Origin of the sequence: Citrobacter sp. CFNIH10 (genome assembly GCF_002934585.1) — a bacterium.
Lineage (GTDB): Bacteria > Pseudomonadota > Gammaproteobacteria > Enterobacterales > Enterobacteriaceae > Citrobacter_A > Citrobacter_A amalonaticus.
In genome coordinates this window covers 2106492-2131470 of the sequence record NZ_CP026216.1, presented here as the reverse complement: position 1 = coordinate 2131470, position 24979 = coordinate 2106492, and the positions used below count along the sequence as shown (strand labels likewise).

General features: G+C 52.3%; 24 protein-coding genes, 3 tRNA genes and 1 pseudogene. 19 read left to right on the top strand and 9 right to left on the bottom strand.

All coding sequences use genetic code 11. The features are described from left to right. The first annotated feature begins 78 nt into the window (after nucleotides 1–78). The 4 genes from rsmC (at nucleotide 79) to C2U53_RS13760 (ending at nucleotide 1727) form a co-directional block, all read left to right on the top strand. Nucleotides 79–1110, top strand: a complete 1032-nt coding sequence (gene rsmC, locus C2U53_RS13775) for a 16S rRNA (guanine(1207)-N(2))-methyltransferase RsmC (RefSeq protein ID WP_104446015.1) — start codon at nucleotides 79–81, stop codon at nucleotides 1108–1110. Between the two features lie 297 nt (nucleotides 1111–1407). Then, a tRNA-Leu gene (locus C2U53_RS13770) sits at nucleotides 1408–1494 on the top strand. A gap of 28 nt (nucleotides 1495–1522) precedes the next feature. Next, nucleotides 1523–1609 (top strand) — tRNA-Leu (locus C2U53_RS13765). A gap of 31 nt (nucleotides 1610–1640) precedes the next feature. Continuing rightward, nucleotides 1641–1727 (top strand) — tRNA-Leu (locus tag C2U53_RS13760). 37 nt (nucleotides 1728–1764) lie between these two features. Here C2U53_RS13760 and C2U53_RS13755 read toward each other — a convergent pair. Next, nucleotides 1765–2001, bottom strand: coding sequence for a DUF1435 domain-containing protein (locus C2U53_RS13755; protein WP_082195356.1), 237 nt, complete (start codon nucleotides 1999–2001; stop codon nucleotides 1765–1767). A gap of 244 nt (nucleotides 2002–2245) precedes the next feature. On the opposite strand from C2U53_RS13755, the gene C2U53_RS13750 reads away from it, so the two are divergent. Further along, nucleotides 2246–3310: a GGDEF domain-containing protein gene (locus C2U53_RS13750; protein WP_042999330.1), complete on the top strand. Its 1065-nt coding sequence runs from the start codon at nucleotides 2246–2248 to the stop codon at nucleotides 3308–3310. 112 nt (nucleotides 3311–3422) lie between these two features. Beyond that, nucleotides 3423–4211 (top strand): siderophore-iron reductase FhuF, encoded by a 789-nt coding sequence (gene fhuF, locus C2U53_RS13745; protein WP_044328575.1) that lies wholly within the window; start codon nucleotides 3423–3425, stop codon nucleotides 4209–4211. 28 nt (nucleotides 4212–4239) lie between these two features. On the opposite strand, the gene C2U53_RS13740 is transcribed toward fhuF, so the two are convergent. Next, complete coding sequence (locus C2U53_RS13740; RefSeq protein ID WP_042999328.1) at nucleotides 4240–5586, bottom strand: PTS sugar transporter subunit IIC; 1347 nt, start codon at nucleotides 5584–5586, stop codon at nucleotides 4240–4242. Between the two features lie 235 nt (nucleotides 5587–5821). On the opposite strand from C2U53_RS13740, the gene C2U53_RS13735 reads away from it, so the two are divergent. After that, nucleotides 5822–6280: a YbaK/EbsC family protein gene (locus C2U53_RS13735; RefSeq protein WP_104446014.1), complete on the top strand. Its 459-nt coding sequence runs from the start codon at nucleotides 5822–5824 to the stop codon at nucleotides 6278–6280. 26 nt (nucleotides 6281–6306) lie between these two features. On the opposite strand, the gene bglJ is transcribed toward C2U53_RS13735, so the two are convergent. After that, nucleotides 6307–6939: a DNA-binding transcriptional activator BglJ gene (gene bglJ, locus C2U53_RS13730; protein ID WP_044253909.1), complete on the bottom strand. Its 633-nt coding sequence runs from the start codon at nucleotides 6937–6939 to the stop codon at nucleotides 6307–6309. Continuing rightward, nucleotides 6900–7097: pseudogene (locus C2U53_RS13725) on the bottom strand (DNA-binding response regulator); the annotation flags it as partial. The pseudogene C2U53_RS13725 and the gene bglJ, both read right to left, overlap by 40 nt. Before the next feature lie 57 nt (nucleotides 7098–7154). On the opposite strand from C2U53_RS13725, the gene C2U53_RS13715 reads away from it, so the two are divergent. Next, nucleotides 7155–7852, top strand: a protein-coding gene (locus tag C2U53_RS13715; RefSeq protein ID WP_223195251.1) for an IS1-like element IS1A family transposase whose coding sequence is annotated in 2 segments (ribosomal slippage) — nucleotides 7155–7404 and nucleotides 7404–7852 — 699 coding nt in all. Because the reading frame shifts where the segments join, the coding sequence is not laid out codon by codon here. A 210-nt stretch (nucleotides 7853–8062) separates the two neighbouring features. Here the strand turns inward: C2U53_RS13715 and C2U53_RS13710 are convergent. Continuing rightward, nucleotides 8063–8938, bottom strand: a complete 876-nt coding sequence (locus tag C2U53_RS13710; protein WP_042999324.1) for a helix-turn-helix domain-containing protein — start codon at nucleotides 8936–8938, stop codon at nucleotides 8063–8065. Between the two features lie 12 nt (nucleotides 8939–8950). After that, a complete protein-coding gene (gene pobA, locus C2U53_RS13705; RefSeq protein WP_042999323.1) occupies nucleotides 8951–10138 on the bottom strand; it encodes a 4-hydroxybenzoate 3-monooxygenase in 1188 nt (395 codons plus the stop codon). A 295-nt stretch (nucleotides 10139–10433) separates the two neighbouring features. On the opposite strand from pobA, the gene C2U53_RS13700 reads away from it, so the two are divergent. The 6 genes from C2U53_RS13700 to opgB all read left to right on the top strand — a co-directional run bounded on the left by C2U53_RS13700 (nucleotide 10434) and on the right by opgB (nucleotide 16166). Then, complete coding sequence (locus C2U53_RS13700) at nucleotides 10434–11210, top strand: threonine/serine exporter ThrE family protein (RefSeq protein ID WP_042999322.1); 777 nt, start codon at nucleotides 10434–10436, stop codon at nucleotides 11208–11210. Further along, a complete protein-coding gene (locus tag C2U53_RS13695) occupies nucleotides 11201–11674 on the top strand; it encodes a threonine/serine exporter (RefSeq protein WP_042999321.1) in 474 nt (157 codons plus the stop codon). The genes C2U53_RS13700 and C2U53_RS13695 overlap by 10 nt, the downstream gene beginning before the upstream one ends. Nucleotides 11675–11770: 96 nt before the next feature. Next, nucleotides 11771–12310, top strand: a complete 540-nt coding sequence (gene dnaT / locus C2U53_RS13690) for a primosomal protein DnaT (RefSeq protein WP_044264448.1) — start codon at nucleotides 11771–11773, stop codon at nucleotides 12308–12310. A 2-nt stretch (nucleotides 12311–12312) separates the two neighbouring features. Further along, the gene (dnaC, locus tag C2U53_RS13685; protein WP_042321989.1) at nucleotides 12313–13050 is read left to right on the top strand and encodes a DNA replication protein DnaC; all 738 of its coding nucleotides are present in this window, start codon (nucleotides 12313–12315) and stop codon (nucleotides 13048–13050) included. Between the two features lie 60 nt (nucleotides 13051–13110). Continuing rightward, the gene (locus C2U53_RS13680) at nucleotides 13111–13602 is read left to right on the top strand and encodes a DUF2501 domain-containing protein (RefSeq protein WP_042999319.1); all 492 of its coding nucleotides are present in this window, start codon (nucleotides 13111–13113) and stop codon (nucleotides 13600–13602) included. A 272-nt stretch (nucleotides 13603–13874) separates the two neighbouring features. Then, entirely contained in the window at nucleotides 13875–16166 is a 2292-nt protein-coding gene (opgB, locus tag C2U53_RS13675) for a phosphatidylglycerol--membrane-oligosaccharide glycerophosphotransferase (RefSeq protein WP_104446013.1), read from the top strand. 57 nt (nucleotides 16167–16223) lie between these two features. Here opgB and C2U53_RS13670 read toward each other — a convergent pair whose 3' ends face one another. After that, entirely contained in the window at nucleotides 16224–17246 is a 1023-nt protein-coding gene (locus C2U53_RS13670) for a zinc-binding alcohol dehydrogenase family protein (protein ID WP_104446012.1), read from the bottom strand. A gap of 139 nt (nucleotides 17247–17385) precedes the next feature. Here C2U53_RS13670 and C2U53_RS13665 point away from each other — a divergent pair, with 139 nt between their 5' ends. The 5 genes from C2U53_RS13665 to C2U53_RS13645 all read left to right on the top strand — a co-directional run bounded on the left by C2U53_RS13665 (nucleotide 17386) and on the right by C2U53_RS13645 (nucleotide 21856). Beyond that, complete coding sequence (locus C2U53_RS13665; RefSeq protein WP_042999316.1) at nucleotides 17386–18291, top strand: GntR family transcriptional regulator; 906 nt, start codon at nucleotides 17386–17388, stop codon at nucleotides 18289–18291. 171 nt (nucleotides 18292–18462) lie between these two features. Continuing rightward, a complete protein-coding gene (locus tag C2U53_RS13660) occupies nucleotides 18463–19434 on the top strand; it encodes a C4-dicarboxylate TRAP transporter substrate-binding protein (RefSeq protein WP_042999315.1) in 972 nt (323 codons plus the stop codon). A 66-nt stretch (nucleotides 19435–19500) separates the two neighbouring features. Beyond that, entirely contained in the window at nucleotides 19501–19974 is a 474-nt protein-coding gene (locus tag C2U53_RS13655) for a TRAP transporter small permease (protein ID WP_044264459.1), read from the top strand. Then, the gene (locus tag C2U53_RS13650; RefSeq protein ID WP_042999313.1) at nucleotides 19971–21242 is read left to right on the top strand and encodes a TRAP transporter large permease; all 1272 of its coding nucleotides are present in this window, start codon (nucleotides 19971–19973) and stop codon (nucleotides 21240–21242) included. Before C2U53_RS13655 ends, C2U53_RS13650 begins: the two co-directional genes overlap by 4 nt. Nucleotides 21243–21340: 98 nt before the next feature. Beyond that, a complete protein-coding gene (locus C2U53_RS13645; protein ID WP_042999312.1) occupies nucleotides 21341–21856 on the top strand; it encodes a GNAT family N-acetyltransferase in 516 nt (171 codons plus the stop codon). Here C2U53_RS13645 and tsr read toward each other — a convergent pair. Next, nucleotides 21853–23517 (bottom strand): methyl-accepting chemotaxis protein, encoded by a 1665-nt coding sequence (tsr, locus tag C2U53_RS13640; RefSeq protein ID WP_042999311.1) that lies wholly within the window; start codon nucleotides 23515–23517, stop codon nucleotides 21853–21855. The two genes, C2U53_RS13645 and tsr, sit on opposite strands and share 4 nt — an antisense overlap. Nucleotides 23518–23682: 165 nt before the next feature. After that, on the bottom strand, nucleotides 23683–24690 hold the full coding sequence (locus C2U53_RS13635) for an Ldh family oxidoreductase (RefSeq protein WP_044253886.1): 1008 nt from the start codon (nucleotides 24688–24690) through the stop codon (nucleotides 23683–23685). Between the last annotated feature and the right edge of the window lie 289 nt (nucleotides 24691–24979).

Below are 24979 nucleotides of genomic sequence, written 5' to 3'. Positions count from 1 at the left end.
GCGCAAATATAGCAAATTAGTCGAATAGACGCCATCAAACGTCTATAATCGCCCGCTGTATGAATTAAGGAGTTTTCCATGTCTGCTTTTACCCCGGCAAGTGAAGTCTTGCTGCGCCACAGTGATGATTTCGAACAAAGCCGTATTCTGTTTGCCGGAGACTTGCAGGATGACCTGCCCGCGCGCTTTGAAAGCGCAGACCGCCGCGTGCATACCCAACAGTTCCACCACTGGCAGGTGCTGAGCCGCCAGATGGGCGACAACGCACGTTTCAGCCTTGTCGCACAAGCGCAAGACGTTGCCGACTGCGACACCTTTATCTATTACTGGCCGAAAAACAAGCCGGAAGCCCAGTTTCAGTTGATGAATATTCTGTCGCTGCTTCCTGTGGGAACCGACATTTTCGTAGTCGGTGAAAACCGCAGTGGCGTACGTAGCGCCGAGCAAATGCTGGCGGAATATGCCCCGCTGAACAAAATTGACAGCGCGCGTCGTTGCGGCCTGTATCATGGTCGTCTGAAAACGCAGCCGATGTTTGATGCCGATAAATTCTGGGGCGAGTACCACGTTGATGGGCTGACGATCAAAACCTTGCCTGGCGTCTTCAGCCGCGATGGTCTGGATGTCGGCAGCCAGTTACTGCTCTCCACGCTGACACCACACACTAAAGGTAAAGTGCTGGACGTCGGCTGTGGCGCAGGTGTACTTTCTGTCGCGCTGGCCAGTCACTCGCCGAAAGTGCGTTTAACGCTCTGCGACGTCGCCGCGCCGGCGGTGGAAGCCAGTCGCGCCACCCTGGCGGCGAACGGCATTGAGGGTGAAGTCTTTGCCAGCAACGTCTTCTCTGAAGTGACGGGACGCTTTGATATGATCATCTCTAACCCACCGTTCCATGACGGCATGCAAACCAGCCTTGATGCCGCACAATCTCTGATTCGCGGTGCCGTACGTCATCTGAACAGTGGCGGTGAACTGCGCATAGTTGCTAACGCCTTCCTGCCGTATCCGCAGGTACTGGATGAGACCTTTGGCTTCCACGAGGTCATCGCCCAGACCGGACGCTTCAAAGTGTATCGTACGGTCATGACCCGCCAGGCGAAAAAAGCCTAGTCGCGATAACGGCCATGCGAATGGCCGTTGAGAGGGATGACAAACCTCATCCCGATACCGGACAAGCAGAGAACACCTCATTAAAAACAAGGAAAATCAACTCATTGATTTTCGGCTGATAACCACAAAGAAGGAAAAACCACGTTTTTTCCTTCTTTGTCAGCAGTCTGAACGGCCATGTGAATGGCCGTTTTTGCAGCAATCACCGCTATCCTACGTAATTAACTATTGACGAAAAACTGAAAACCACTAGAATGCGCCTCCGTGGTAGCGATTCTTTTTAAGAATCGATGGTATGCGAAGGTGGCGGAATTGGTAGACGCGCTAGCTTCAGGTGTTAGTGTCCTTACGGACGTGGGGGTTCAAGTCCCCCCCCTCGCACCATAAACCACGTTGATATTGCTCGCACTGGGCGAAGGTGGCGGAATTGGTAGACGCGCTAGCTTCAGGTGTTAGTGTTCTTACGGACGTGGGGGTTCAAGTCCCCCCCCTCGCACCAACGAGGCGATATCAAAAAGTAAGATGACTGTGCGAAGGTGGCGGAATTGGTAGACGCGCTAGCTTCAGGTGTTAGTGTCCTTACGGACGTGGGGGTTCAAGTCCCCCCCCTCGCACCAATTATCTTACCTTCCTCTCCAGAACATTCGTGATTATTCATCCCTGATTCCAGTTCATCATCACCAGCATCATTCCGCCGATCAACACAACGCATGATGGTAACAATACAAAGTGCCGCAAATGTTTGTGATAAAGCATAGCCGGTGTCAGCAGTAACCCGAATACAATAATGATCTTCCATGCCCCGAGAGAAAGATCGGCAAACGCCAGCCCGGCAATCACGATCCCCGGCAGCAAGACTCCCCATCCACTGCCCAGCGCCCGTTGCAACATGGTTTCACCTCTCATACCGATAATGATAACCAATATCATATGATAAATTTTCTCATTTGTCAGTAATCCATAGACCACTTACATGAGCTTTACTTAAGTAATGATGACACGAATTATTTAAGGTGATAAATTGCACAGCGGTAAACATAGAGACACAATAATCTGAACTTAAGCGAGCATCTTCTCGCCCATTATTTGTGTGACCTGAACAGTGTAATTGTTAGATAAATAATGACGTTAAGATATGACTGCACAATCCTGGCAAACTCTGCGCACGAAAAAATACCAACTCTCTCTGCGACTCTTTTTGTTTCTCAACGCTGTTTCCGCGTTGTTTGCCGTAGCCTTTCCGATCTTTCCCAGTAAAACCATCTCCACACCAGGATCTCTCATCCTTGTGCTGAGCACTGCGTTACTGACATGGCATGTAAAGTATGCGAAGAAGCGGATTAATCTCCATGCTATCTCGCTACTCTTTGGTGGGTTATGGGCAGCGCACATTACGCTGAAATACCTGGCTCAGCAGAATCCTGACTATTCTTTTTTGCTGGTTGCACTGCTGACGGTGTTATTTATTGGCTCAATTGCTTTTGCCAATAATATCATCGCTTTCACCCTTCATTCGCTGCCATCCTTATTCGTCTGTTTATGGCTAAACGGCCACGAACATGGCCTGCAGTTACTCTTTTTTATGGCCCTGCCCATGGCCGGTATCGCGATTCAGCATGTGATTCAAAAGCGCTATGACGACTTCGCCCAGCAACTGATGTTCAAACTGCTCGCCGAAAAAGAGACACTGACTGACCTGAGCATGCTTGACCCATTAACGGGCCTGTACAATCGGCGGGGACTCCAGCATAAGCTGAAAGCCGTGCTGGAACTCGACACGCATGAACATTACGTTTTACTGATCGACATCGACCATTTCAAAGCCTACAACGATCACTATGGGCATATGATGGGCGATCAGGCGCTGATCCGCGTTTCTGCTGCGATCCGCAACGCTGTACGTTCACGTGATGTCGTCGCCCGGTTTGGGGGGGAAGAGTTTATGGTGTTACTGACGGCGATCGACCCACAAACCGCCCGCACGGTAGCGGAACGCATCCGACAGAATGTTTACGATCTCAAAATTCCCCATATGTTCAATGAGAGCGTCGCAACTCACGTCACGATCAGTATCGGTATTGCGCCTCTGGTGGGGAGCGATGTCGAAGGAGCCATTCTTCATGCCGATCAGGCGCTCTATAAAGCTAAGGATTTGGGCCGTAACCATATTTTAGTCAGTGACGATCCGGGTATCGCCTGACGAACGATAGCGCATTCGTGCGCCGTTAAACGTCAGCTGACAAAGATCTTGCTATCGGTTATCGCTATCGTTAGGATTGGCAATCATTATCATTTAGATTACCATCCAGACTATGGCCTATCGTTCCGCACCGATCATTGACGATGTCATCTGGCGAACGCATCTCCAGCCACAGATGCCCTCGCTGGCCGAAGCCGTACGCGCAACCATAGCCCAGACGCGTGAGCATCTGCTGGATTTTATCCGTCTGGATGAACCCGCACCACAAAGTGCGATGACGCTGGCACAATGGTGTCGCCCCTGCGAGCTTCAGTCTCTGCTGGCAATTTACTCCGATCATATTTATCGCAACCATCCCACGCAATCGCGCGAAAATAAGCCGCTAATCTCGCTGTGGGCGCAGTGGTACATCGGTCTGATGGTACCTCCCCTCATGCTTGCCCTGCTCACGCAGGAAACAGCCATTGATGTCTCGCCCGAACATATCCACGTTGAGTTTCACGAAACCGGGCGTGCTGCGTGCTTCTGGATCGACGTACATCAGGATCAACTGGCGACAACGCAATCCCCGCAGGCACGCATGGAAACGCTGGTTAAGCAGGCGCTGACGCCGGTCATCCAGGCACTAGAGGCGACCGGAGAGATCAACGGCAAACTTATCTGGAGCAATACCGGCTATCTGATTAACTGGTATCTCACTGAAATGAAACCGCTGCTGGGTGAAACATTGTTGAATACGCTGCGCCAGACCTGCTTCTTTGAAAAGCAGTTGTCCTGTGGGGCTGACAACCCGCTCTGGCGTACGGTCGTCCCTCGTGAAGGCGTCTTGGTACGCAGAACATGCTGTCAGCGTTATCGTCTGCCGGACGTTCAGCAGTGTGGTGACTGTACGCTGAAGTAGTCAGGGAGCGTTCGCCCCCTGATGATAACTACGCAATCTGCTCGTTTTCCGCGTCTGAACGTTGTGCCTCTTCCGCCTCTTGTTCCAGCAGTTGCTTCTCGTACACTTTAAAGAACGGGAAGTAGATGACGGCTGAAACGATTGCCAGAAGCACCACCAGAATTGCAGCACGATAATCCCAGCCTAATGCCCACGCGGCTCCGACTGGCGCTGGCGCAGTCCATGGCACAACCGAAATTACACGACCAATCAGATCCAGTTTCATCGCCGCCCATGCCAGCACGGCGTTCACCATCGGCGCTAACAGGAAAGGAATAAAGAACACCGGATTCATAACAATTGGCGTACCGAAAATCACCGGCTCGTTAATGTTAAAGATACTGGGTACTACGCTCAGTCGGCCTATTGAGCGCAGATGTACGGAACGACTGCGCAGATAGCAAATCACCAGCCCCATCGTCGCACCCGACCCGCCAATCACGATGAAGAACGTCCAGAATGCCTCCATGAAAATATGCGGTAACGGTGCCCCCTGCGCCAGCGCAGTCTGGTTCATACCCAGGTTGGTCAGCCAGAACATTTGCAGCATCCCGGAGACGATCGCCGCACCATGAATACCGGCAAACCACAACAGATGACCAATCAGTACCGCCAGTAAAATCGCTGGCAGAGAATCGGCAGCGGATACCAGCGGTTTGAAGATGGACATAATGGCTTGTGGGATGAGCATGTCGAACTGTGCCTGAATCAGCAGGCTGAGTGGGTACAATGTCAACACCACCACCAGCACCGGGATCAGCAGATCGAATGAGTTTTTGATCATCGGCGGGACCTGATCGGGTAAACGAATGCCGATGTTATGCGCTTTCAGAAAGCGCATCATTTCTACGCAGTAAAGCGCCACCAGAATCGCCGTAAAAATCCCCGTTCCGCCGAGGCTGTCCACCGGCAGAGTGCCTTTTGTTTTAGGCGCGGCGACCAGTAAGAACGCCATGATAGAGAGCATGGCGCACATGAACGGGTCCAACTGATATGACTTGACGTAATGTTTGCCCAGGTTATAGGCAATGGCGGCACAGATGTAGATCGACATGATCCCCATGGTCATATCAAAGGGGGTCAGGATCTGCCCTTCAAACTGCTTCGCCAGATCCAGCCAGGTCCGGGCAAAGCCCCAGGTGGTATCGGGTGAAAACGGAGGATAGGCAAATACCAACAAAAACGATCCGACAATCATAAATGGCATCGCAGAGATAAAGCCGTCACGGATAGCCATAACATGACGCTGTGAAGAAATGCGCCCGGCAATCGGGCTGACATAGTTTTCAACAAACCGGAAAATCACATTAAAGACTGCATGGTTGGTAGATTTCATAAGTGGCTCTTTTTATGTGATACAGAGGAAGTGACAGCTCCAGTATTAATCGCTCTTTCGAGGACTGCAACCGGTTACGGTAACCGGTTTCCGTGAATGTGAAGAGGATCGAAAAATCGCCCATGTTGCTGGTTTGTTACATTAAAATATTTACAGTACTGGAAGACTTATGCCAAATTACGCCAGCAGTTTTCTGAAGCGTTGAGGACTGTAGAAATGGTGTCAGGAGAATCAAATGAGTCTGCAATCGGTACGGCAATTTTTAGCCGAACATGCCCCGGATATTGAAATCATTGAATTAAATCAAAGCACCGCGACGGTTGAGCTGGCGGCAAAAGCGCATAACGTACAGCCCGGACAGATAGCGAAGACCCTTTCGTTGAAGGTTAAGGACGCCATCATCCTGGTCGTCGCCAAAGGCGATGCAAGACTGGACAATAAAAAACTCAAAAGCACTTTCGGTGCCAAAGCCCGTATGCTGAGCAGTGATGAAGTCGTCAACGCGACGGGACATACCATTGGCGGGGTTTGTCCTTTCGGGCTGGAAACCCCGTTGCCTGTTTATTGTGACGTCTCTTTACGATCGTTCACCGAAGTCCTTCCGGCCGCCGGTGCCACTCATAGCGCAGTGCGTATTACGCCAGAGCGCATGGCTGAGCTGACTTCCGCCACCTGGGTTGATGTGTGCCAGTAAACATCAACCCTTTGCTTTCGCGGCGATTAAAGCAGAATATCCGCCGCATGCAGTAAACTGGCGTCAGAATTGACGCCCAGTTTCGACATCACATTAAACTTGTGCGCCCGGATGGTTTTAATATTTCGCGCCAGTTCTGTCGCGATTTGCGGCATTGAATAACCGCAGGACATGAAGCGCAAAATCTCACGCTCTGTCGGGCTCAGCATACGACTCTGATTGAGATACCAGAGATTGCTGTTACTTTCGCTGATCCGCCGCGTACCGCCTAGCGCAGTAAATAACGCCTCCTGCAGCGCGGGGAGCGAAGCGGCTTTGCTCAGTACGCCATCCAACGGTAAGGGCGACAGTGCACTGATTAAACGCGCTTCAACATCATCATCCGCGATCACCAGGCGACGCATGCCGGGATAATTTTCAGCCAGTTCGATCAGACTCATCAACCCCACCCGCCTGTCTTTTCTGATCGAGGAGAGAGAGAAAATAATGGCAGAAAAAGCAGTCGTACCCATCGCCTGTTGAAAATCATCCAGCGTCAAATAGAGGTGTAATTTATATTGGCTATCAAACGTTGCGTTAAATAAACTCTGAATACCAATACCACTCATAACACATTTTTCTATGAGTGCGACATTTCGCGTACAGTTTCTATTTTCCATTCTGCTGTCTCTCCATATACTGAAGGTAAATTCAGCTCCCTGGCTCCCTGAGAACTGTTAATCCATGCGTACATTTCCGCATTACTGTGTATTGATAATCGGCGCATCGCGCTATTTTTTTGGGCGCTGATGGTTTTGTTACTTTTTTTAAGTAATGCCGGGTGATGCTGCCAACTTACTGATTTAGTGTATGATGGTGTTTTTGAGGTGCTCCAGTGGCTTCTGTTTCTATCAGCTGTCCCTCCTGTTCAGCTACTGACGGGGTGGTGCGTAACGGCAAAAGCACTGCCGGACATCAGCGCTATCTCTGCTCTCACTGCCGTAAAACATGGCAACTGCAGTTCACTTACACCGCTTCTCAACCCGGTACGCACCAGAAAATCATTGATATGGCCATGAATGGCGTTGGATGCCGGGCAACCGCCCGCATTATGGGCGTTGGCCTCAACACGATTTTACGTCACTTAAAAAACTCAGGCCGCAGTCGGTAACCTCGCGCATACAGCCGGGCAGTGATGTGATTGTCTGCGCTGAAATGGACGAACAGTGGGGCTACGTCGGTGCTAAATCACGTCAGCGCTGGCTGTTTTACGCGTATGACAGGATACGGAGGACGGTTGTGGCGCACGTATTCGGTGAACGCACTATGGCGACGCTGGGGCGTCTTATGAGCCTGCTGTCACCCTTTGACGTGGTGATATGGATGACGGATGGCTGGCCGCTGTATGAATCCCGCCTGAAGGGAAAGCTGCACGTAATCAGCAAGCGATATACGCAGCGAATTGAGCGGCATAACCTGAATCTGAGGCAGCACCTGGCACGGCTGGGACGGAAGTCGCTGTCGTTCTCAAAATCGGTGGAGCTGCATGACAAGGTCATCGGGCATTATCTGAACATAAAACACTATCAGTAAGTTGGAGTCATTACCCAAAAAACAAAACAATAGACAATATGAATTGTTTATCCCTGGTGTTTTAACGTTAATTCCGTAAAATGCGGTTATACAACTATCACGGGGTATAATACAAGTCGATATTGTCGATAGATACGTCGCATTCCAGAACAGGATATTAAACATTCTTATTTTATATATGAATTTTTTATTTATCCAAATTTGGACAAGCTATTTATTCTTAATATATTCCCGGTATGCCTTCGGAGACAACGCGGCGTGTTTTTTAAAGAAGCGGGAAAAATAGGTAACATCGCTGAATCCCAGATAGTCGGAGATCTGGCTTACCGTCATGCTGGTATATTGCAGGCTACGTTTGGCTTCGAGCATCAACCGCTGATGCAAAACGCTTAATGCACTGCAATGATGAAATTCACGGCATAACTGATTCAGGTAATTTGCGGAAAGCCCGATTCGATGCGCGTATTCTGCAAGGGGAAGATGTTCGCGATAGTGGCTCTCAATCTGCCGGGCAAAAAGGCGTATTGCGCTACGCCGGCGCGCCAGGGTGTCATTCGGTGGCTGAACCGGCAGACGCTGCCGACGAAGCCAGACCAGCAGCGCGCTCAGCAATGAAAACAGCATCATTTCCCGCGCCTCGTTATCCGTCTGATACTCCCTCTGCAAGGCGGAAAACAACGTGCGGATGTGGCTGCGAGACTGAGCCACCGGCACGCACTGAGGGGTAGTGAGCAATGACAACGGCTGTGGGAACTGAGACTCCAGGCGGCCAATCAGCGGTAACGCCAGAGAAAGAACGTAACCTTGCGTTCCGGGGGAAAAGCGAAAACCGTGGACACAAAGCGCAGGGACGACCTGAATACAGGCATCACGCATCACCGTCGTCTGCCCCTCGATTTCAATCGTTGCCTCCCCCCGATGCAAGTAGAGCAACTGGACGATCTCCGCATGCTGATGCACCCGAATATGCCACTCATATAAACTGCTGCGCTGATGAATTGATTCGCAGTGCAGCAGGTCGGGAGTGGGCCATCCCTGGTGTTCACCATACAATTTAAAAACAGGGACAATGTCAGCCGGTGGCATCATTTTTCCTCATTACTCACCAATCTTTTCGTAAGGCAGTCCGACATAGTTCTCCGCGATCGTCGTCAGTCCCGCTTGCGAGCCCAGATAGTACTGACGGTCCGCCTCCTGCATCTTGCGATCAAAATCGCTCTTTCCCTGAAAATCATGCAGCAGATGGGTCATAAACCAGCTGAAACGCTCCCCCTTCCATACCCGGTTCAGGGCCAGTCGGGAATAGGTCGCCAGCAGGTCGTTACGCCCGTGCTGATAGTACTGCGTCAAAATACGCCATAAATAATTCACATCAGACGCGGCCAGATTCAGTCCCTTTGCACCGGTCGGCGGCACGATATGCGCCGCATCACCAACCAGAAAGAGCTTGCCATATTGCATCGGTTCCACCACGTAGCTACGTAATGGCGCGATACTCTTTTCAAGTGAGTGACCAGTCACTAACTTCATGGCCAGTTCATCAGGCAGACGCCGTTTCAGCTCGCCCCAGAAACGCTCATCGCTCCAGGAGTCCACCTGCTCGCTGAGCGGGACCTGCAAATAGTAGCGACTTCGTGTTAGTGAGCGCTGACTACAAAGTACAAATCCGCGCTCATGATGCGCATAAATCAACTCCGGATTGACTGGCGGCGTATCGGCCAGCAGCCCCAGCCAACCAAACGGCCAGATGCTTTCGTATTCGCGAATGACATCACGCGGAATACTTTGTCGGGAAACGCCGTGGAATCCATCACACCCGGCAATGAAGTCGCACTCAATGCGGCACTTCTCCCCTTCTTTCTCAAACGTGACAAAAGGACGGTCACTTTTAGCATCGTGAATGTCTACCTGCTGAACGCCATAAATCGTAGGCGCACCACAGTCGCTACGCGCTTGCATCAGGTCCCGTGTGACTTCCGTTTGTCCGTAGACCATCACGCTTTTGCCGCCGGTCAATTCACTCAGCGCGACGGGAATGCGTTTGCCATCAAAAATAAACTCAACGCCATGATGTACGAGACCTTCGCTGTCCATGCGCTGCGCCACACCAGCTTCCCGCAAAAGCGAAACCGTCCCACTCTCGAGGATCCCCGCCCGGATGCGCCCCAGCACATACTCCGGCGTCTGACGTTCAATGATGAGTGTGCGGATCCCCACCTTATGCAGTAGTTGTCCCAGTAGCAGGCCGGAAGGTCCTGCCCCAATAATTGCGACCTGAGTTTTCATCACATTCCTCATCTGCATCGTTGATTATTTGTTTAATCAATGTTGAATAAAAGTTTCAAATTGCATTTTTGATAAGCAGACACAGAAAAAGAAGGGCTAAATGCGGTTAAAAATTGCACTTTTCACCGATTTAGCAAAACTGTGGCGCAGTTCAAATTCCGGCCACCGTAGAGCGGGTTCTTTTTTCAACAGAAAGATTGATCTCAGCCGGAGCCAAAAAACGCGCACTTCGTGATACAAAGATGTCTTTCGTCATTCGACAGTACGTAACGCGTCTTTTCAGCCAGGGCGAGTCATGCAAGAAGAGCAGTCATTACAGCGAACGGTTACACGGTTATGCATTCAGTGTGGGCTTTTTTTACTGCAACACGGCGCGGAGAGCGCGTTGGTTGATGAACTCTCTACCCGACTTGGACTGGCATTGGGGATGGACAGCGTCGAAAGCGCTATCTCCTCCAATGCTATCGTTCTGACCACTATTAAAGATGGGCAATGCCTGACCTCCACGCGAAAAAACCAGGATCGCGGCATTAATATGCACGTGGTCACCGAGGTTCAGCACATTGTCATTCTCGCCGAACACAAGCTGCTGGATTACAAAGGCGTCGAGAAGCGTTTCAGCCAGGTCAGACCCCTGCGCTATCCGCGCTGGCTGGTCGCGTTGATGGTCGGCCTCTCCTGCGCCTGCTTCTGTAAGCTGAATAACGGCGGTTGGGACGGCGCGGTGATTACCTTTTTTGCCAGCATGGTGGCGATGTATATTCGTCAAATCCTGGCGCATCGCCATTTGCATCCACAGATCAACTTTTGCGTCACGGCTTTTGTCGCGACCACCATTTCCGGTCTGATGTTACACCTTCCCGCCTTTAGCCAGACGCCCACGGTGGCGATGGCCGCCAGCGTCCTGCTGCTGGTTCCCGGTTTTCCGCTGATCAACGCGGTGGCGGATATGTTTAAAGGACACATCAATACCGGCCTGGCGCGCTGGGCGATCGCCAGCTTGCTGACGCTCGCAACCTGCGTGGGCGTGGTCATGGCGCTGACACTTTGGGGGCTTCGCGGATGGGTATAATCGATTTCATTCTCGCGCTGATGCAGGACATGCTGCTTTCCGCGATCCCGGCACTGGGGTTTGCGATGGTCTTTAACGTCCCCCACCGCGCCCTGCCCTGGTGCGCGCTGCTCGGTGCGCTCGGTCACGGTTCGCGTATGGTGATGATGACCGCCGGGTTTAATATTGAATGGTCAACGTTTGTTGCCTCGCTGCTTGTCGGCAGCATCGGCATCCAATGGTCGCGCTGGTATCTGGCGCATCCCAAAGTGTTTACCGTTGCGGCGGTGATCCCGATGTTCCCCGGAATTTCAGCCTACACGGCAATGATCTCTGCGGTGAAAATCGGCCACTTCGGCTACAGCGAACCGTTGATGATTACGCTGCTGACCAATTTCCTGAAAGCCTCGTCGATTGTGGGCGCGCTTTCGATCGGACTCTCCGTGCCCGGCCTGTGGCTCTACCGAAAACGCCCACGCGTTTAATCGCCGCGGCAGGCGCATCCCTGCCGCTCCTCCTCATCGGTGTGTTACTATAGAAGCAGTGTCCCTTCTCGGTTGTAGTCGGTATTGAGAAACGTTATGTCATCCAGAATTTTGACCCCGGACGTCATTGGTATTGACGCCTTATTACACGATCACCAGACGGTGCTGGCGAAGTCTGAAGCTGGCGCGGTGGCGGTGTTTGCCAATAACGCCCCGGCTTTTTATGCGCTGACCCCCGCACGCCTGGCGCAACTGCTGGCGCTCGAAGAAAAGCTCGCTCGTCCTGGGAGCGATGTGACGCTGGATGCACAGTTTTATGAAGAACCGCAACCGGTGCCGGTCGCCGTACCGCTGGGGAAATTCGCCATGTATCCCGCCTGGCAGCCGGATGCCGACTTTCAGCGTCAGGCCGCACTGTGGGGCGTGGCGTTAAGAGAGCCGGTCACCACCGAAGAGCTGGCTTCGTTCGTGACTTACTGGCAAGCGGAAGGCAAAGTGTTTCATCACGTGCAGTGGCAGCAAAAACTGGCGCGCAGCGTCCAGATCGGCCGCGCAAGCAACGGCGGCTTGCCGAAACGTGATGTGAATACGGTCAGCGAACCAGATAATCAAATTCCACCGGGCTTTAGAGGTTAACCATGAAAAACGTTGGCGATCTGATGAAACGTCTGCAAAAAATGATGCCCGCCCATATCGAACCGGCGTTTAAAACGGGTGAAGAACTACTGGCATGGCAGAAAGAGCAAGGTGAAATTCGCGCCGCCGCACTGGCTCGCGAAAATCGGGCGATGAAAATGCAGCGCACTTTTAACCGTTCCGGCATCCGTCCGTTACATCAAAACTGCTCTTTCGATAACTATCATGTGGAATGCGAAGGCCAGATGAATGCGCTAAGCAAAGCGCGTCAGTACGTGGAAGAGTTCGACGGCAACATCGCCAGTTTTATCTTCTCAGGCAAACCGGGAACGGGGAAAAACCACCTCGCCGCGGCAATCTGCAACGAGCTGCTGCTGCGCGGAAAGTCGGTACTGATAATCACCGTGGCGGACATCATGTCGGCGATGAAAGAGACGTTCAGCAATCGCCAAACCAGTGAAGAGCAGTTGCTCAACGATTTGAGCAATGTTGATCTGCTGGTCATTGATGAGATCGGCGTGCAAACCGAATCGCGCTATGAAAAAGTGATCATCAACCAGATCGTCGATCGTCGTTCCTCTTCAAAACGCCCGACCGGCATGCTCACTAACAGTAACATGGAAGAAATGACCAAACTGCTGGGTGAACGCGTGATGGATCGCATGCGACTGGGCAATAGCCTGTGGGTGATCTTCAACTGGGACAGTTTTCGCAGTCGGGTAACCGGCAAAGAGTATTAAGACCATTCTTAGACTGAGCGGCGCTATACTCCGACCATGGTTTATACACGAGTAATCACAATGAAAACGACAAAACGTTTGCTGTGCTGCGTAATCGCGGCCAGTGCCTGCTTCGCCGCCAATACTTTCGCCGCCTCCTGGCAAGACTCGCTCTCCAGCGCCGCCAGCGAACTGAGCAAGCAGAGTACCACCTCATCGCAAAGCGGCACCTCGCTCTCTTCCCTGACCAGCCTGCTGAACGGCGGCAACCAGGCGCTGAGTGCGAACAATATGAATAACGCCGCCGGGATTTTGCAATACTGCGCGAAGCAGAAGCTGGCGTCCGTTACCGATGCGGAAAATGTGAAAAATCAGGTACTGGATAAGCTTGGCCTCGGCGCGACCGAGCAAAAGCAGGACACCAACTATCTGGACGGTATTCAGGGTCTGCTCAATACCAAAGACGGTCAGCAGCTTAACCTGAACAATATCGGCAGCACGCCGCTCGCAGAAAAGGTGAAAACCAAAGCCTGCGACCTGGTACTCAAACAGGGTATGAACTTTATTTCCTGATCCCCGACGCCGCGTTTTGGTCGTTTTTCGCCAGTCGCGGCGCTTCTCCCCCCTTTTCGCCCTTCTTTCATGCTCATCCCAGGCATGGCGGGAAGTGACGGCGATCAAAAAAGCCTCTTTCTAAACCAATTCTGAATAACAAGGTAATTAAATGTCACTAGAATTGCAGCTAAGTGACAACACCATTACATTGTACTTTCTGTAAACGCTAATCTGCCAGTCGAAGGCCTGGTTTAAAGCCTAATCACAAGGCTATTTGTGAGGATCGTCCGTTGTCTGAGTTACTCTCCATCGCGCTGTTTCTTGCCTCTGTATTGATTTATGCCTGCAAAGCGGGTCGCAACACCTGGTGGTTTATCGCTACCCTGACGGTGCTGGGACTTTTTGTGATTCTGAATATCACGCTCTTCGCCAGCGACTATTTCACCGGTGATGGAATTAACGATGCCGTACTCTACACGTTGACGAACAGTCTGACAGGGGCCGGTGTCGGCAAATACATTCTGCCGGGCATCGGCATTGCATTAGCGCTCGTGGCGGTCTTTGGCACGCTGGGCTGGGTGCTGCGTCGTCGTCGCCATCATCCCCACCATTTTGGTTACAGCCTGCTGGCACTGCTGTTGGCGCTGGGCTCCGTCGATGCCAGCCCGGCATTTCGTCAGATCAGCGAACTGGTTAAATCCCAGACCCGCGAGGGCGATCCCGATTTCGCGGCCTACTATAAAGAACCGGCGAAAAGCATCCCCAACCCGAAACTGAATCTGGTGTACATCTACGGTGAAAGCCTGGAGCGTACCTATTTCGACAATGAGGCCTTCCCGGAACTCACCCCGGAACTCGGCGCGTTGAAAAACGAAGGTATGGATTTCAGCCACACCCAGCAGTTACCGGGTACAGACTACACCATCGCCGGAATGGTCGCTTCCCAGTGCGGTATTCCCCTGTTCGCGCCGTTTGAAGGCAACGCGTCAGCGTCAGTCTCCAGCTTCTTCCCGCAAAATATCTGCCTCGGGGATATCCTGAAAAACTCCGGCTATCAAAACCACTTTGTGCAAGGGGCAAACCTGCGTTTTGCCGGGAAAGACGTGTTCCTGAAGTCCCACGGCTTCGATTATCTGTATGGCGCCGAAGAGTTAAAAAGCGTCGTCGCCGATCCGAATTACCGCAATGACTGGGGCTTCTATGACGATACGGTACTGGATGAAGCGTGGAAGAAGTTCGAAGAGCTCTCCCGTTCCGGCCAGCGTTTTTCGTTGTTTACCCTGACCGTTGATACCCATCATCCGGATGGCTTTATCTCACGTGCCTGTCAGCGAAAACGCTATGATTTCGACGGTAAACCTAACCAGTCTTTTAGCGCCGTCAGCTGTAGTCAGGAAAATATCGCGGCATTTATCAATAAAATCAAAGCATCACCGTGGTTTAAAAATACGGTGATTGTGGTCTCTTCAGACCATCTGGCGATGAACAACAGCGCATGGAAATACCTGAACAAGCAGGATCGCAACAACCTGTTCTTCGTGATACGTGGCGACAAACCTCAGCAGGATACGCTGGCGGTCAAACGTAACACCATGGATAACGGCGCCACGGTGCTGGATATTCTCGGCGGCGATAACTTTATTGGCCTGGGGCGTAGTAGCCTGTCAGGTCAGTCGATGTCGGAAGTGTTCCTCAACAGCAAAGAAAAGATCCTCGCCATGAAGCCGGACATCATTCGCCTGTGGAACTTCCCGAAAGAGATGAAAGATTTCACCGTCGACCGGGATAAAAATATGATCGCCTTCTCCGGCAGCCATTTCCGTCTGCCGCTGCTGCTGCGGGTGTCGGATAAGCGCGTCGAGCCACTGCCGGAAAGTGAATACTCCGCTCCGCTGCGCTACCAGCTTGCCGACTTTGCCCCACGCGATAACTTCGTCTGGGTCGATCGCTGCTACAAGATGGGCCAGTTGTGGTCACCGGAACTGGCGCTCTCAACCGACTGGTGTGTCTCGCAGGGGCAGCTTGGCGGCGAGCAAATCGTCCAGCATGTTGATAAAGCGCAGTGGAAAGGTAGGACGGCCTTTAAAGACACAATGATCGACATGGAACACTATAAAGGCAACGTCGATACCCTGAAAATTGTCGACAACGACATCCGCTATAAAGCCGACAGCTTTATCTTCAACGTGGCAGGCGCGCCGGAAGAGGTGAAGCAGTTCAGCGGGATTTCTCGTCCGGAATCCTGGGGACGCTGGTCTAACGCGCAACTGGCAGAAGAAGTGAAGATCGAGTACAAACAGCCGCTGCCGAAAAAATTCGATCTGGTGATCACCGCGAAAGCCTTCGGCGACAATGCGAATCGCCCCATTCCGGTGCGCGTAGGCAAGGAAGAGCAGACGCTGGTGCTAGGTCACGATGTCACCACCACCACGCTGCATTTCGACAACCCGACAGAGGCCGATACGCTGGTGATTGTCCCGCCCGATCCGGTCCCGACCAACGAAGGCAACATCCTCGGTCACTCACCGCGTAAGCTGGGGATCGGAATGGTTGAAATCAAAGTGGTCAGCGCTCAGGGCTGACCACCGACAATAAAAAAAACAGCGCCCAACACCACTCCGGGCGCTGCATGGCAATCGTCAGAACGTAATCACTCCTTTGATCAACGCCCGGTTGTTAATCACATCCTGTTCGAAGATCTCCGCAAGCTGGCTGAACGGATAGCGATGCGTAAGCATCATTTCAGCGCTCAGTTTGCCTTCTGCCATCAGTCGTCCCACTTTCGCAAAATCCTCCGGCGTGGCGTTACGACTGCCCATCATGGTGGTCTCTTTCTTGTGAAATTCCGGGTCAGAGAACTGCAAGTCGCCTTTAAACAGCCCGACAAAAACGATGGTGCCGCCGTGGCGGATCAAGTTAACGCTATTGTTCATGGCATGCGGGTTCCCCGTCGCATCGAGCACTTTCTGCGCCAGTGAACCGCCAAACAGCGCGCGCAGTTGAGCCTCAAAATCTGCCGCAGAGGGATCCACTACCGGCAGGTCAAGACGAGAAGCAACGTGTTCGCGACGTGCAGCGCTGGTATCGGCCACCACCACCTGCGCCCCTTCTGCTTTGGCAATGGCCGCCGCGCCGATCCCAATCGGTCCGGCTCCAACGACCAATACCTGCTCACCGGGGGCGATAGCGGCACGGCGTATCGCATGCGCGCTAATCGCGTAAGGCTCGATCAACGCCGCAGCCTGAGGATCAATCCTCTCCGCCAACAGCAGATTGGTCGCCGGCACGCTGAGATACTCGCTAAACCCCCCGTCCTGATGCACGCCGATCACCGAGATCTTCTCGCAGCAGTTCGTTCGTCCTCCCAGGCACGCCGGACACTGCTGACAGGCGACATACGGGATCACCGCTACCTGTTGACCCACTTTAAACTGCGTCACCTTCTCGCCGAGCGTCACAATATCCCCACATATTTCATGGCCTAACACGCGCGGATAACTAAAAAAAGGTTGATTACCTCCCCAGGCATGAATATCGGTTCCGCAAATACCGACAGACTTAATTTTAATTAGCGCTTCCTGTTTATCCGGAATTGGAATTGCGCGTTTCTCATGAATTAATTTTTTGGGTTCCTGGCAAATCAACATATTCATTGTGGACATCGTTATGCGCTCCTGTTTCTTTGTTGCTTCAGATATTGATGAAAATAGAAATAGCCGCGTAACGAGAAAGCTAATTTGTGAAACTCTGCGCATTAAAATGTTTTAAATCGGGTTTTAATGCAGTCAAAAGGAGATCCCGATGAGCCGTTCGCAAAATTTACGTCACAATGTTATTAACCAGGTGATCGATGATATGGCTCGCGGCCACCTTCCTTCACCGTTGCCGTCGCAAAGCGCCTTAGCTGAGATGTACAACATCAGCCGTACCACCGTGCGCCACATGCTGAACCACCTCAGCGAGTGCGGCGTGCTGACTCTGGTCGGCAACGACCACGTCATTACCCGAAGCCCCGAACATGATGATGGTTTTGCCTGTACCACCGCCTCCATGGCCGAGCAGAACCGTATTTTTGAGCAGGCGTTTTATACGATGATTAACCAACGCCAGCTTCGCGCTGGCGAGACGTTCTCTGAACTTCAACTGGCCAGAGCGGCTGGGGTCAGCCCGGTGGTGGTACGAGAATACCTTTTAAAATTTGGACGTTACGATCTCATCCAGAGCGAGAAACGCGGCCAATGGAGCATGAAAAAGTTCGATCAGTCCTATGCAGAACAGCTTTTTGAGCTGCGTGAGATGCTGGAAACCCATGCGCTACAGCATTTTCTCAATCTGCCGGATGACGATCCGCGCTGGCTGCAGGCCAAAATGCTGTTGGAACGCCACCGTACGCTGCGCGACAGCGTCGGCAGCGACTTCCGTATGTTCTCCCTGCTGGACCGTGATTTTCACGCACTGCTGCTCTCCGCTGCCGATAATATATTTTTCAATCAATCACTTGAGATTATTTCAGTAATCTTCCATTTCCATTACCAGTGGGATGAGCGCGATCTTAAACAACGCAATATCATCGCCATTGATGAGCACATGACCATCCTCAGCGCGCTGATTTGCCGCAGCGATCTCGATGCGCTTCTTGCACTGCGTAACCACCTGAATACGGCGAAGCAATCGATGATTCGCTCTATTCGACAAGAAAACGAGTAAATTAAAAACACATTAAAAACAACAAACCTTTAGCAAGAGCACGATTTCATACAACGCATACAGCACCATGATGACTTTCTGCTTACTTTCTGATTAGGCAGGATTCACTCTGAATTTTTTCGCCAGTAAAAAAGTTGGTTTTATTCGTTGACCCCTGGGAGCAAGTAGAAAATGAACAAGATAATAGCCGTGCTGATTACTGTTTGTACTTTTTTTCTGCCATTCACCATTCAGGCTAAACCGCTTTCTATTAAAGTCGCATATGAGAATAATCCAGGCGAGCCATTAGATGTGGTGATGCGCTACTGGGCTGACATTCTGAATAAAAAAAGTAATGGAGAAATAACCCTGGTTCTCTATCCCAGCTCACAGCTAGGGTCAAAACAAGATGTGACTGAACAAGCCATGATGGGAATGAACGTCATCACGCTCACCGACGTGGCTTTCCTTGCCGATTATGAACCTGATTTAGGTATTTTGTTTGGACCTTATCTGACTGACGATCCGCAAAAACTCTTCAAAATCTATGAGAGCGACTGGTTCCGTCAAAAAAATGAAGACCTGAAGAAAAAAGGGATTCATGTGGTGATGAACAATTATCTGTACGGCACCCGTCAGATTATTTCTAAAAAACCGATTCGCAAAGTGGAAGATCTGGCGGGGATGAAAATCCGCGTACCAAATAATGTCATGCAAATTAAAGCCATTCAGGCAATGGGCGCCACGCCAACCCCTATGCCGCTGGGTGAAGTTTACCCTGCACTGACTCAGGGCGTTATTGATGGCGTTGAAAACCCGATTTCTGTTCTGCAAGGACAAAAACTGTTTGAGCAGGCGAAATATCTGTCGATGGTCAATTACCTGACCAACACCTCGGTATGGATTGGTGGCGAAGCCTTTTTCAGTACGCTCTCTCCTGAGCAGCTGGAATTGATTCACTCAACGGGTTATGAAGCGGGTCTCTATAGCCAAAAATTAACGATTGAACGCGACGCCGAAATGCTGAAGGCCATGGAAGCGGAAGGCGTCGAAGTAATTTACCCGGATACTGAAGCATTCCGCCAGAAAGCTCGCGACGTGTACACGCAATTCCCGGAGTGGACGCCGGGTTTGTATGAAACCATTCAACAGCAACTGCAATAAATACAGGCCCAGATCGCCCTAAACCTTTTTCTCTCAAGGCCAGGGCGACTCTCTGAAGGAGGATTAATGCGTTTCTTTGGCAAGCTTGTAGAACTGAGCGCAGCACTGGCACTGTTTATCCTGGTGATAATGACCATTGCCGCCGTATTCATGCGCTATTTTGTCGGACAGCCCATTCAATGGACCGAGGAAATGTCCGGACTGCTGATGATTTGGGTAGTGATGTTGGGGGGCGTGGTGGCTGAGCGCGACCGGGCGCATCTGACGATTCCTTTTGTCGTCGATATGCTCCCGCATAAAATCAAACGCATTATTGCCTCGCTGGTTGCTGTGCTGTCCATCGGATTGCTGGTTTATATGGCCTGGCTGGGTTATCGACTGGCGGAAATGGCGCAGTACAAGGTCACGCAAATCTTAAAAGTGTCCTGGTTCTGGATTGATGTCGCCGTTCCGGTCGGTACCCTGGCAACGGCAGCGTACACGCTCTACTGGTTAATTAATGACATTAAACAGGCCGATGTCGGTGAGGAAAAACAATGAGCTGGTTATTAATTATTCCACTAATGATCGTGTGCTTATTTCTGAATATTCGTGTTTATCTGGCAATGTTTATCGGCATTATTGCCTATTTCCTCTTCTTTTCCACGGTTCCGATTGAAATTGCGGTTCAGCGGTTGATTGCGCCAACCCAAAGCCCATCCCTGCTGGCAATACCCTTCTTTATCTTGTTGGGTACGCTGATGAGTTATACCGGTATTGCAGAACGTATCCTGCAGGTGGCGAATATTCTGGTCGGTAAAATGCGGGGCGGACTCGGTGTCGCTAATATTCTGGTCAGTACCATGATGGGAGGGGTCAGCGCCTCAAACCTGGCCGACGCTGCGATGCTGTCACGCATGATGGTCCCCGAGATGGAGCGTAAAGGCTACAACCGCGCCTTTGCAGCGGCGATCACCGCCGGGGGATCGCTTGTCACCCCGATTATCCCACCGGGAATTGCCCTGATTATTTATGGGCTGGTGGCAGACGTCTCCATCGGAAAAATGTTCATGGCTGGTCTGATTCCGGGTCTGCTCTGTGCGGTGTTGTTAATGTTTACGGTTTATCTGGTTGCCCGTAAAACCAACGCTAAGCCCTCACGCGACACCTGGCCTACCGGTAAGGAAGCGCTCTTCTCGCTTGGGCAGGCATGGCCCGCTCTGTTTTTGATTTTTGCCGTCGTCGGGGGGATTCGCGCCAACATCTTCACCCCAACAGAAGCCGGTGCGGCAGCGGTGCTCATCGTGTTGATTATCGGTTTCTTCATTTATCGTCAAATGACTCTCGGCCATGTCGTGAAAGCGCTGGGAGAAACGGCACGGGCAACGGCATCGGTCATGTTAGTCATCATGGCAAGTGCCGCGCTCGGTTGGATCTTCTCAATGGAACATGCTGGCGTCGCGGTGGCGAACTTTGTCACGACGCTGACAGAAAACAAATACATATTCCTGTTAATTATCAATATTCTTTTGCTAACACTGGGGATGTTTCTTGAAGGGAATGCCATTCTGCTGATTCTGGTTCCCTTGCTTAAACCTGTCGTGGCGCATTTTGGAATCGACCCGGTACACTTCGGTATCATCATGATTTTCAACCTTTCTATTGGCGCCTTCACGCCGCCGGTTGGCACCGTCATGTTACTGGTCTGCAATATTACGCAGGTTTCCGTCGGTCAGTTTTTCCGCCAGTCTCTACCGTTACTGGGTTCCTTGTTACTCATGCTGATGTTGGTGACCTACATACCGGCTATTTCGTTATTTCTCGTCTAACCTGTTGACCCCATAGTGTCCCCGCTCGCGGGGACTTTTCCCTGTGACCGGACAGCGCGTTATACTGCCCTCACTGTCACCTTATTCCCGGTATCGTTATGCACATTACGGTTCGCCCCACTACACTGGCAGACGCTGCCGTTCTGCCTGCGATTGAACGCTCAGCAGGACAGCGTTTTTTAACGGTGCCTGCGCTGGCATGGATCGCGGACGATCATATTGTCAGCGCGGAACTGCACCGTGAATATGCCGCTAAAGGATTGAGCTGGCTGGCGCTGGTTGACGATCGGCCCGTTGGATTTCTGCTGGGCGAAGCGATGGAGACGTCGCTGTATATTGCCGAATTTTCGCTGCATCTGGCGTGGCAAGGTAAAGGCATTGGCCGCCAGTTAATCAACACCGTCGCGCAATGGGCGTGTGAGCAGGGCTTTACCTCCCTGACGCTCACCACGTTTCGCCATGTCGCCTGGAACGCACCGCTGTATCAACATCTGGGATTTGAAATACTGGAAGAGAACGCGTTACCGGCGGCATTACGCCAGAAGCGAGAGGAAGAAACGGCGCATGGCATCCCGTTTGAATCGCGTTGTGCCATGCGCCTGATGCTTAATTAAAACGTTTCCCAGTTATCCCCGGTTTCCGCTACAGCGGCTTTACGCGGTTGAACCGTTGTGGAAACGGACTTCACGCTGGCAACGTCACGCGCACGCTGCTGTTCCTGCTGGATACGAAACACGGCGACGGCCTGCGTCAGACGGCTGGCCTGCTCTTCCAGCGCCGCAGCGGCGGCGGCTGACTCTTCCACCAGCGAGGCGTTCTGCTGAGTTACGCGATCCATTTCCGCCACGGCCAGACCGACCTGGTCAATCCCACGGCTTTGCTCATCGGAAGCCGACGCGATTTCGCCCATGATGTCGGTCACGCGGGTTACCGCATTCACAATCTCATCCATGGTTTCACCGGCGCTTTCTACCAGCGTAGAACCGACGTCAACACGGCTCACGGAGTCTTCAATCAGGCTCTTGATCTCGCGCGCTGCCTGCGCACTGCGCTGCGCGAGGTTACGTACTTCACCGGCAACCACCGCAAAGCCGCGTCCCTGTTCACCTGCACGTGCCGCTTCTACCGCAGCGTTCAGCGCCAGAATGTTGGTCTGGAAGGCAATGCCGTCGATCACGCTGATAATGTCAGCAATTTTCTGTGAACTGGAGGCGATATCGCGCATGGTTTGCACCACGTTATCCACCACTTTTCCGCCTTTTTGCGCCGTTTCGGACGCGCTCAGCGCAAGATGGCTGGCCTGACGGGCGTTTTCGGCGTTCTGCTTAACGGTCGCCGTCAACTCTTCCATGCTCGCCGCCGTCTCTTCCAGAGAGGCTGCCTGCTGCTCGGTACGGGAAGAGAGATCGTTGTTACCCATCGCGATTTCGCTGGCGCCGCTGTAAATGGCGTTCGCGCCGTTACGCACATCGCCCACGGTACGCACCAGTTCACCCTGCATGTGGCGCAGGCTTTCCGCCAGTTGGCCCATTTCATTGGTGCCTTCTACATCAATCCGCTTCACCAGATCGCCGCTGGCAATGTGACGAATGCTCGCGATCAGGCGGTTCATTGGCGCGATCAGCGACAGTTTGATGCCAAACCAGACGGCAATAATGACCACCAGCACCGCCAACAACACGCTGCCCAGAACCCACATCGCCTGGCTGTAAGAGCTGTTGTTGTCCTCTACCGCCAGGTCATACAGACGGTCGTTCTGTTGCAAGTAGTTCACATACTGCTTCTCAAAACCATCCTGATACCCCTGGGTTGGCTGATCGAAAAACTCGTTGATTTTCCCGGCCCCCAGCAACTGGATCAGTTCGGCTAACGCGTTGTGATAGATATCGTAATTGCGTTTAATTTCCGCCGATGCCGCTTCACTTTGACGTGGGTCACGCGGTAACGCTTCATAGTCCGCCCAGTTTTTCTCCGCCTGTTTCAAAGAGGCGCTGGCAATCTGCATCAGCTCCGCAACGGTCGCGCCGCTGCCGATATTGTTCTGATCCATCATGTAGCGGATACCCGCACGGTTAAGGGTGTTACGCGTTTGCAGCAGAGCCACCCAACTGCCGTTCAGCGTAGACTGCTGCTGGCGAATAGTTTGCAGAACGGTGAAATTCTCTTTGTCATTTTTCAATGCGTTAAAGAACAAACCGCCCGAAGTGAGTTGTAAAAGGCCAAATAAAGCCAGAACCAGCAATAAGCTGGTCACAATCTTGATACGTTTTAACATGTTTTCTCTTTCCGCTAGACAGATACTCTGGTTGTCGGCCTGGAACGAGAAAACTTTATGCAATCGCGAGGGGTATCACAGGAAATTTGTTCAATTAACTGGCAAAAAATGCGATTACCCTCTACCCGAACGGGAATCAGGCGAGGATGCCTCGCCCGTTCTGCCTTATCTCAGTGCGGAAATGTCCTCAAACAGGGAACGGGTAATCGTCACCCCTTCCAGCAACGATTTCTCACGCGAACTGAAGCGTCTTTCTCCTGGTAAGCGTGCGCCTTGCTCTTGCATTGCGGCAAACAGGGTTTCGGCGCGATCCATATGATGATGCGCCTCATCCCCGAGGAACCGGGACGGGTCAAGTGCCAGAATCAGCTCGCCGCCGTATGGCAGACCGCCTGCCCCCTCATCCCAGGCCAGCGATTCCGCACTGGTCATATCACCGATGAGCGGCCCTGCCAGCAGTTCAACCATTGCCGCAAACGCCGAGCCCTTGTGTCCGCCAAAGGTCAGCATCGCGCCATTTAATACCGCCTGCGGATCGGTTGACGGTCGCCCTTCGCTGTCGATACCCCACCCTTCCGGAATCGCTTTTCCAGCTCGCAGATGCAACTGGATCTCGCCGCGCGCCGCCGCGCTGGTCGCCATATCAAAAATGTAAGGCGGTTTGCCTTTGCGCGGCCAGCCAAACGCGATGGGATTGGTGCCAAACAGCGGACGCGTACCGCCTGACGGTGCGACCCAGGCGTGACTTGGCGTACAGGCGTAGCCCACCAGTCCGGCGTCCGTCAGAGGTTCAATATCTGCAAATAATGCGGAAAAGTGAACGCAGCGGTTGATCGCCAGCGCCGCAATTCCGCATGCGCTGGCTTTACTGATGAGCAACGGCAGCGCCTGTTCATAGGCCACCAGCGAGAACGCGCCGCCAGCATCTGCTTTGACGATAGCGGGCGCCTGATCGAAAATCTGCGGACGGGCATCAGCGGAGACTTTTCCTTTACGCAGGGTCTCGACAATCCCCAGCAAGCGCCATAACCCGTGAGACGCGCAGCCGTCGCGCTCGCCCGCCGTCACATTGCGCGCGATAGCATCCGCATGTTCCGCGCTAAAGCCGTTGCTGCTCAGCACCTCACGCGCCAGCGTGTAAGCCTCAGATAAAGTGAGGTTTACTGTTTCCATGTTGTTCTCCTTATGATGTTGTCGGCAATAAGCGTAGTCGGTATTCACCCTTCGTTGGCGGATTTTTCTTTGTGATCTCAGTCACATAATATTTACCGCCCGGCGATCCTCTTTACCGCTTACTGACACTTCTGACCGCTTAACTCACCATTTGACCGCTCACTTATTTACCTTACTTTACACGCGCGACTCTCTGGCAAGATCGTCACCAACATAGCAGTCAAATTACCTCTTCAAACGCAACCCAAACCAAACGGCTTCGGCCAATTATTCATCTTATAAAACCAGG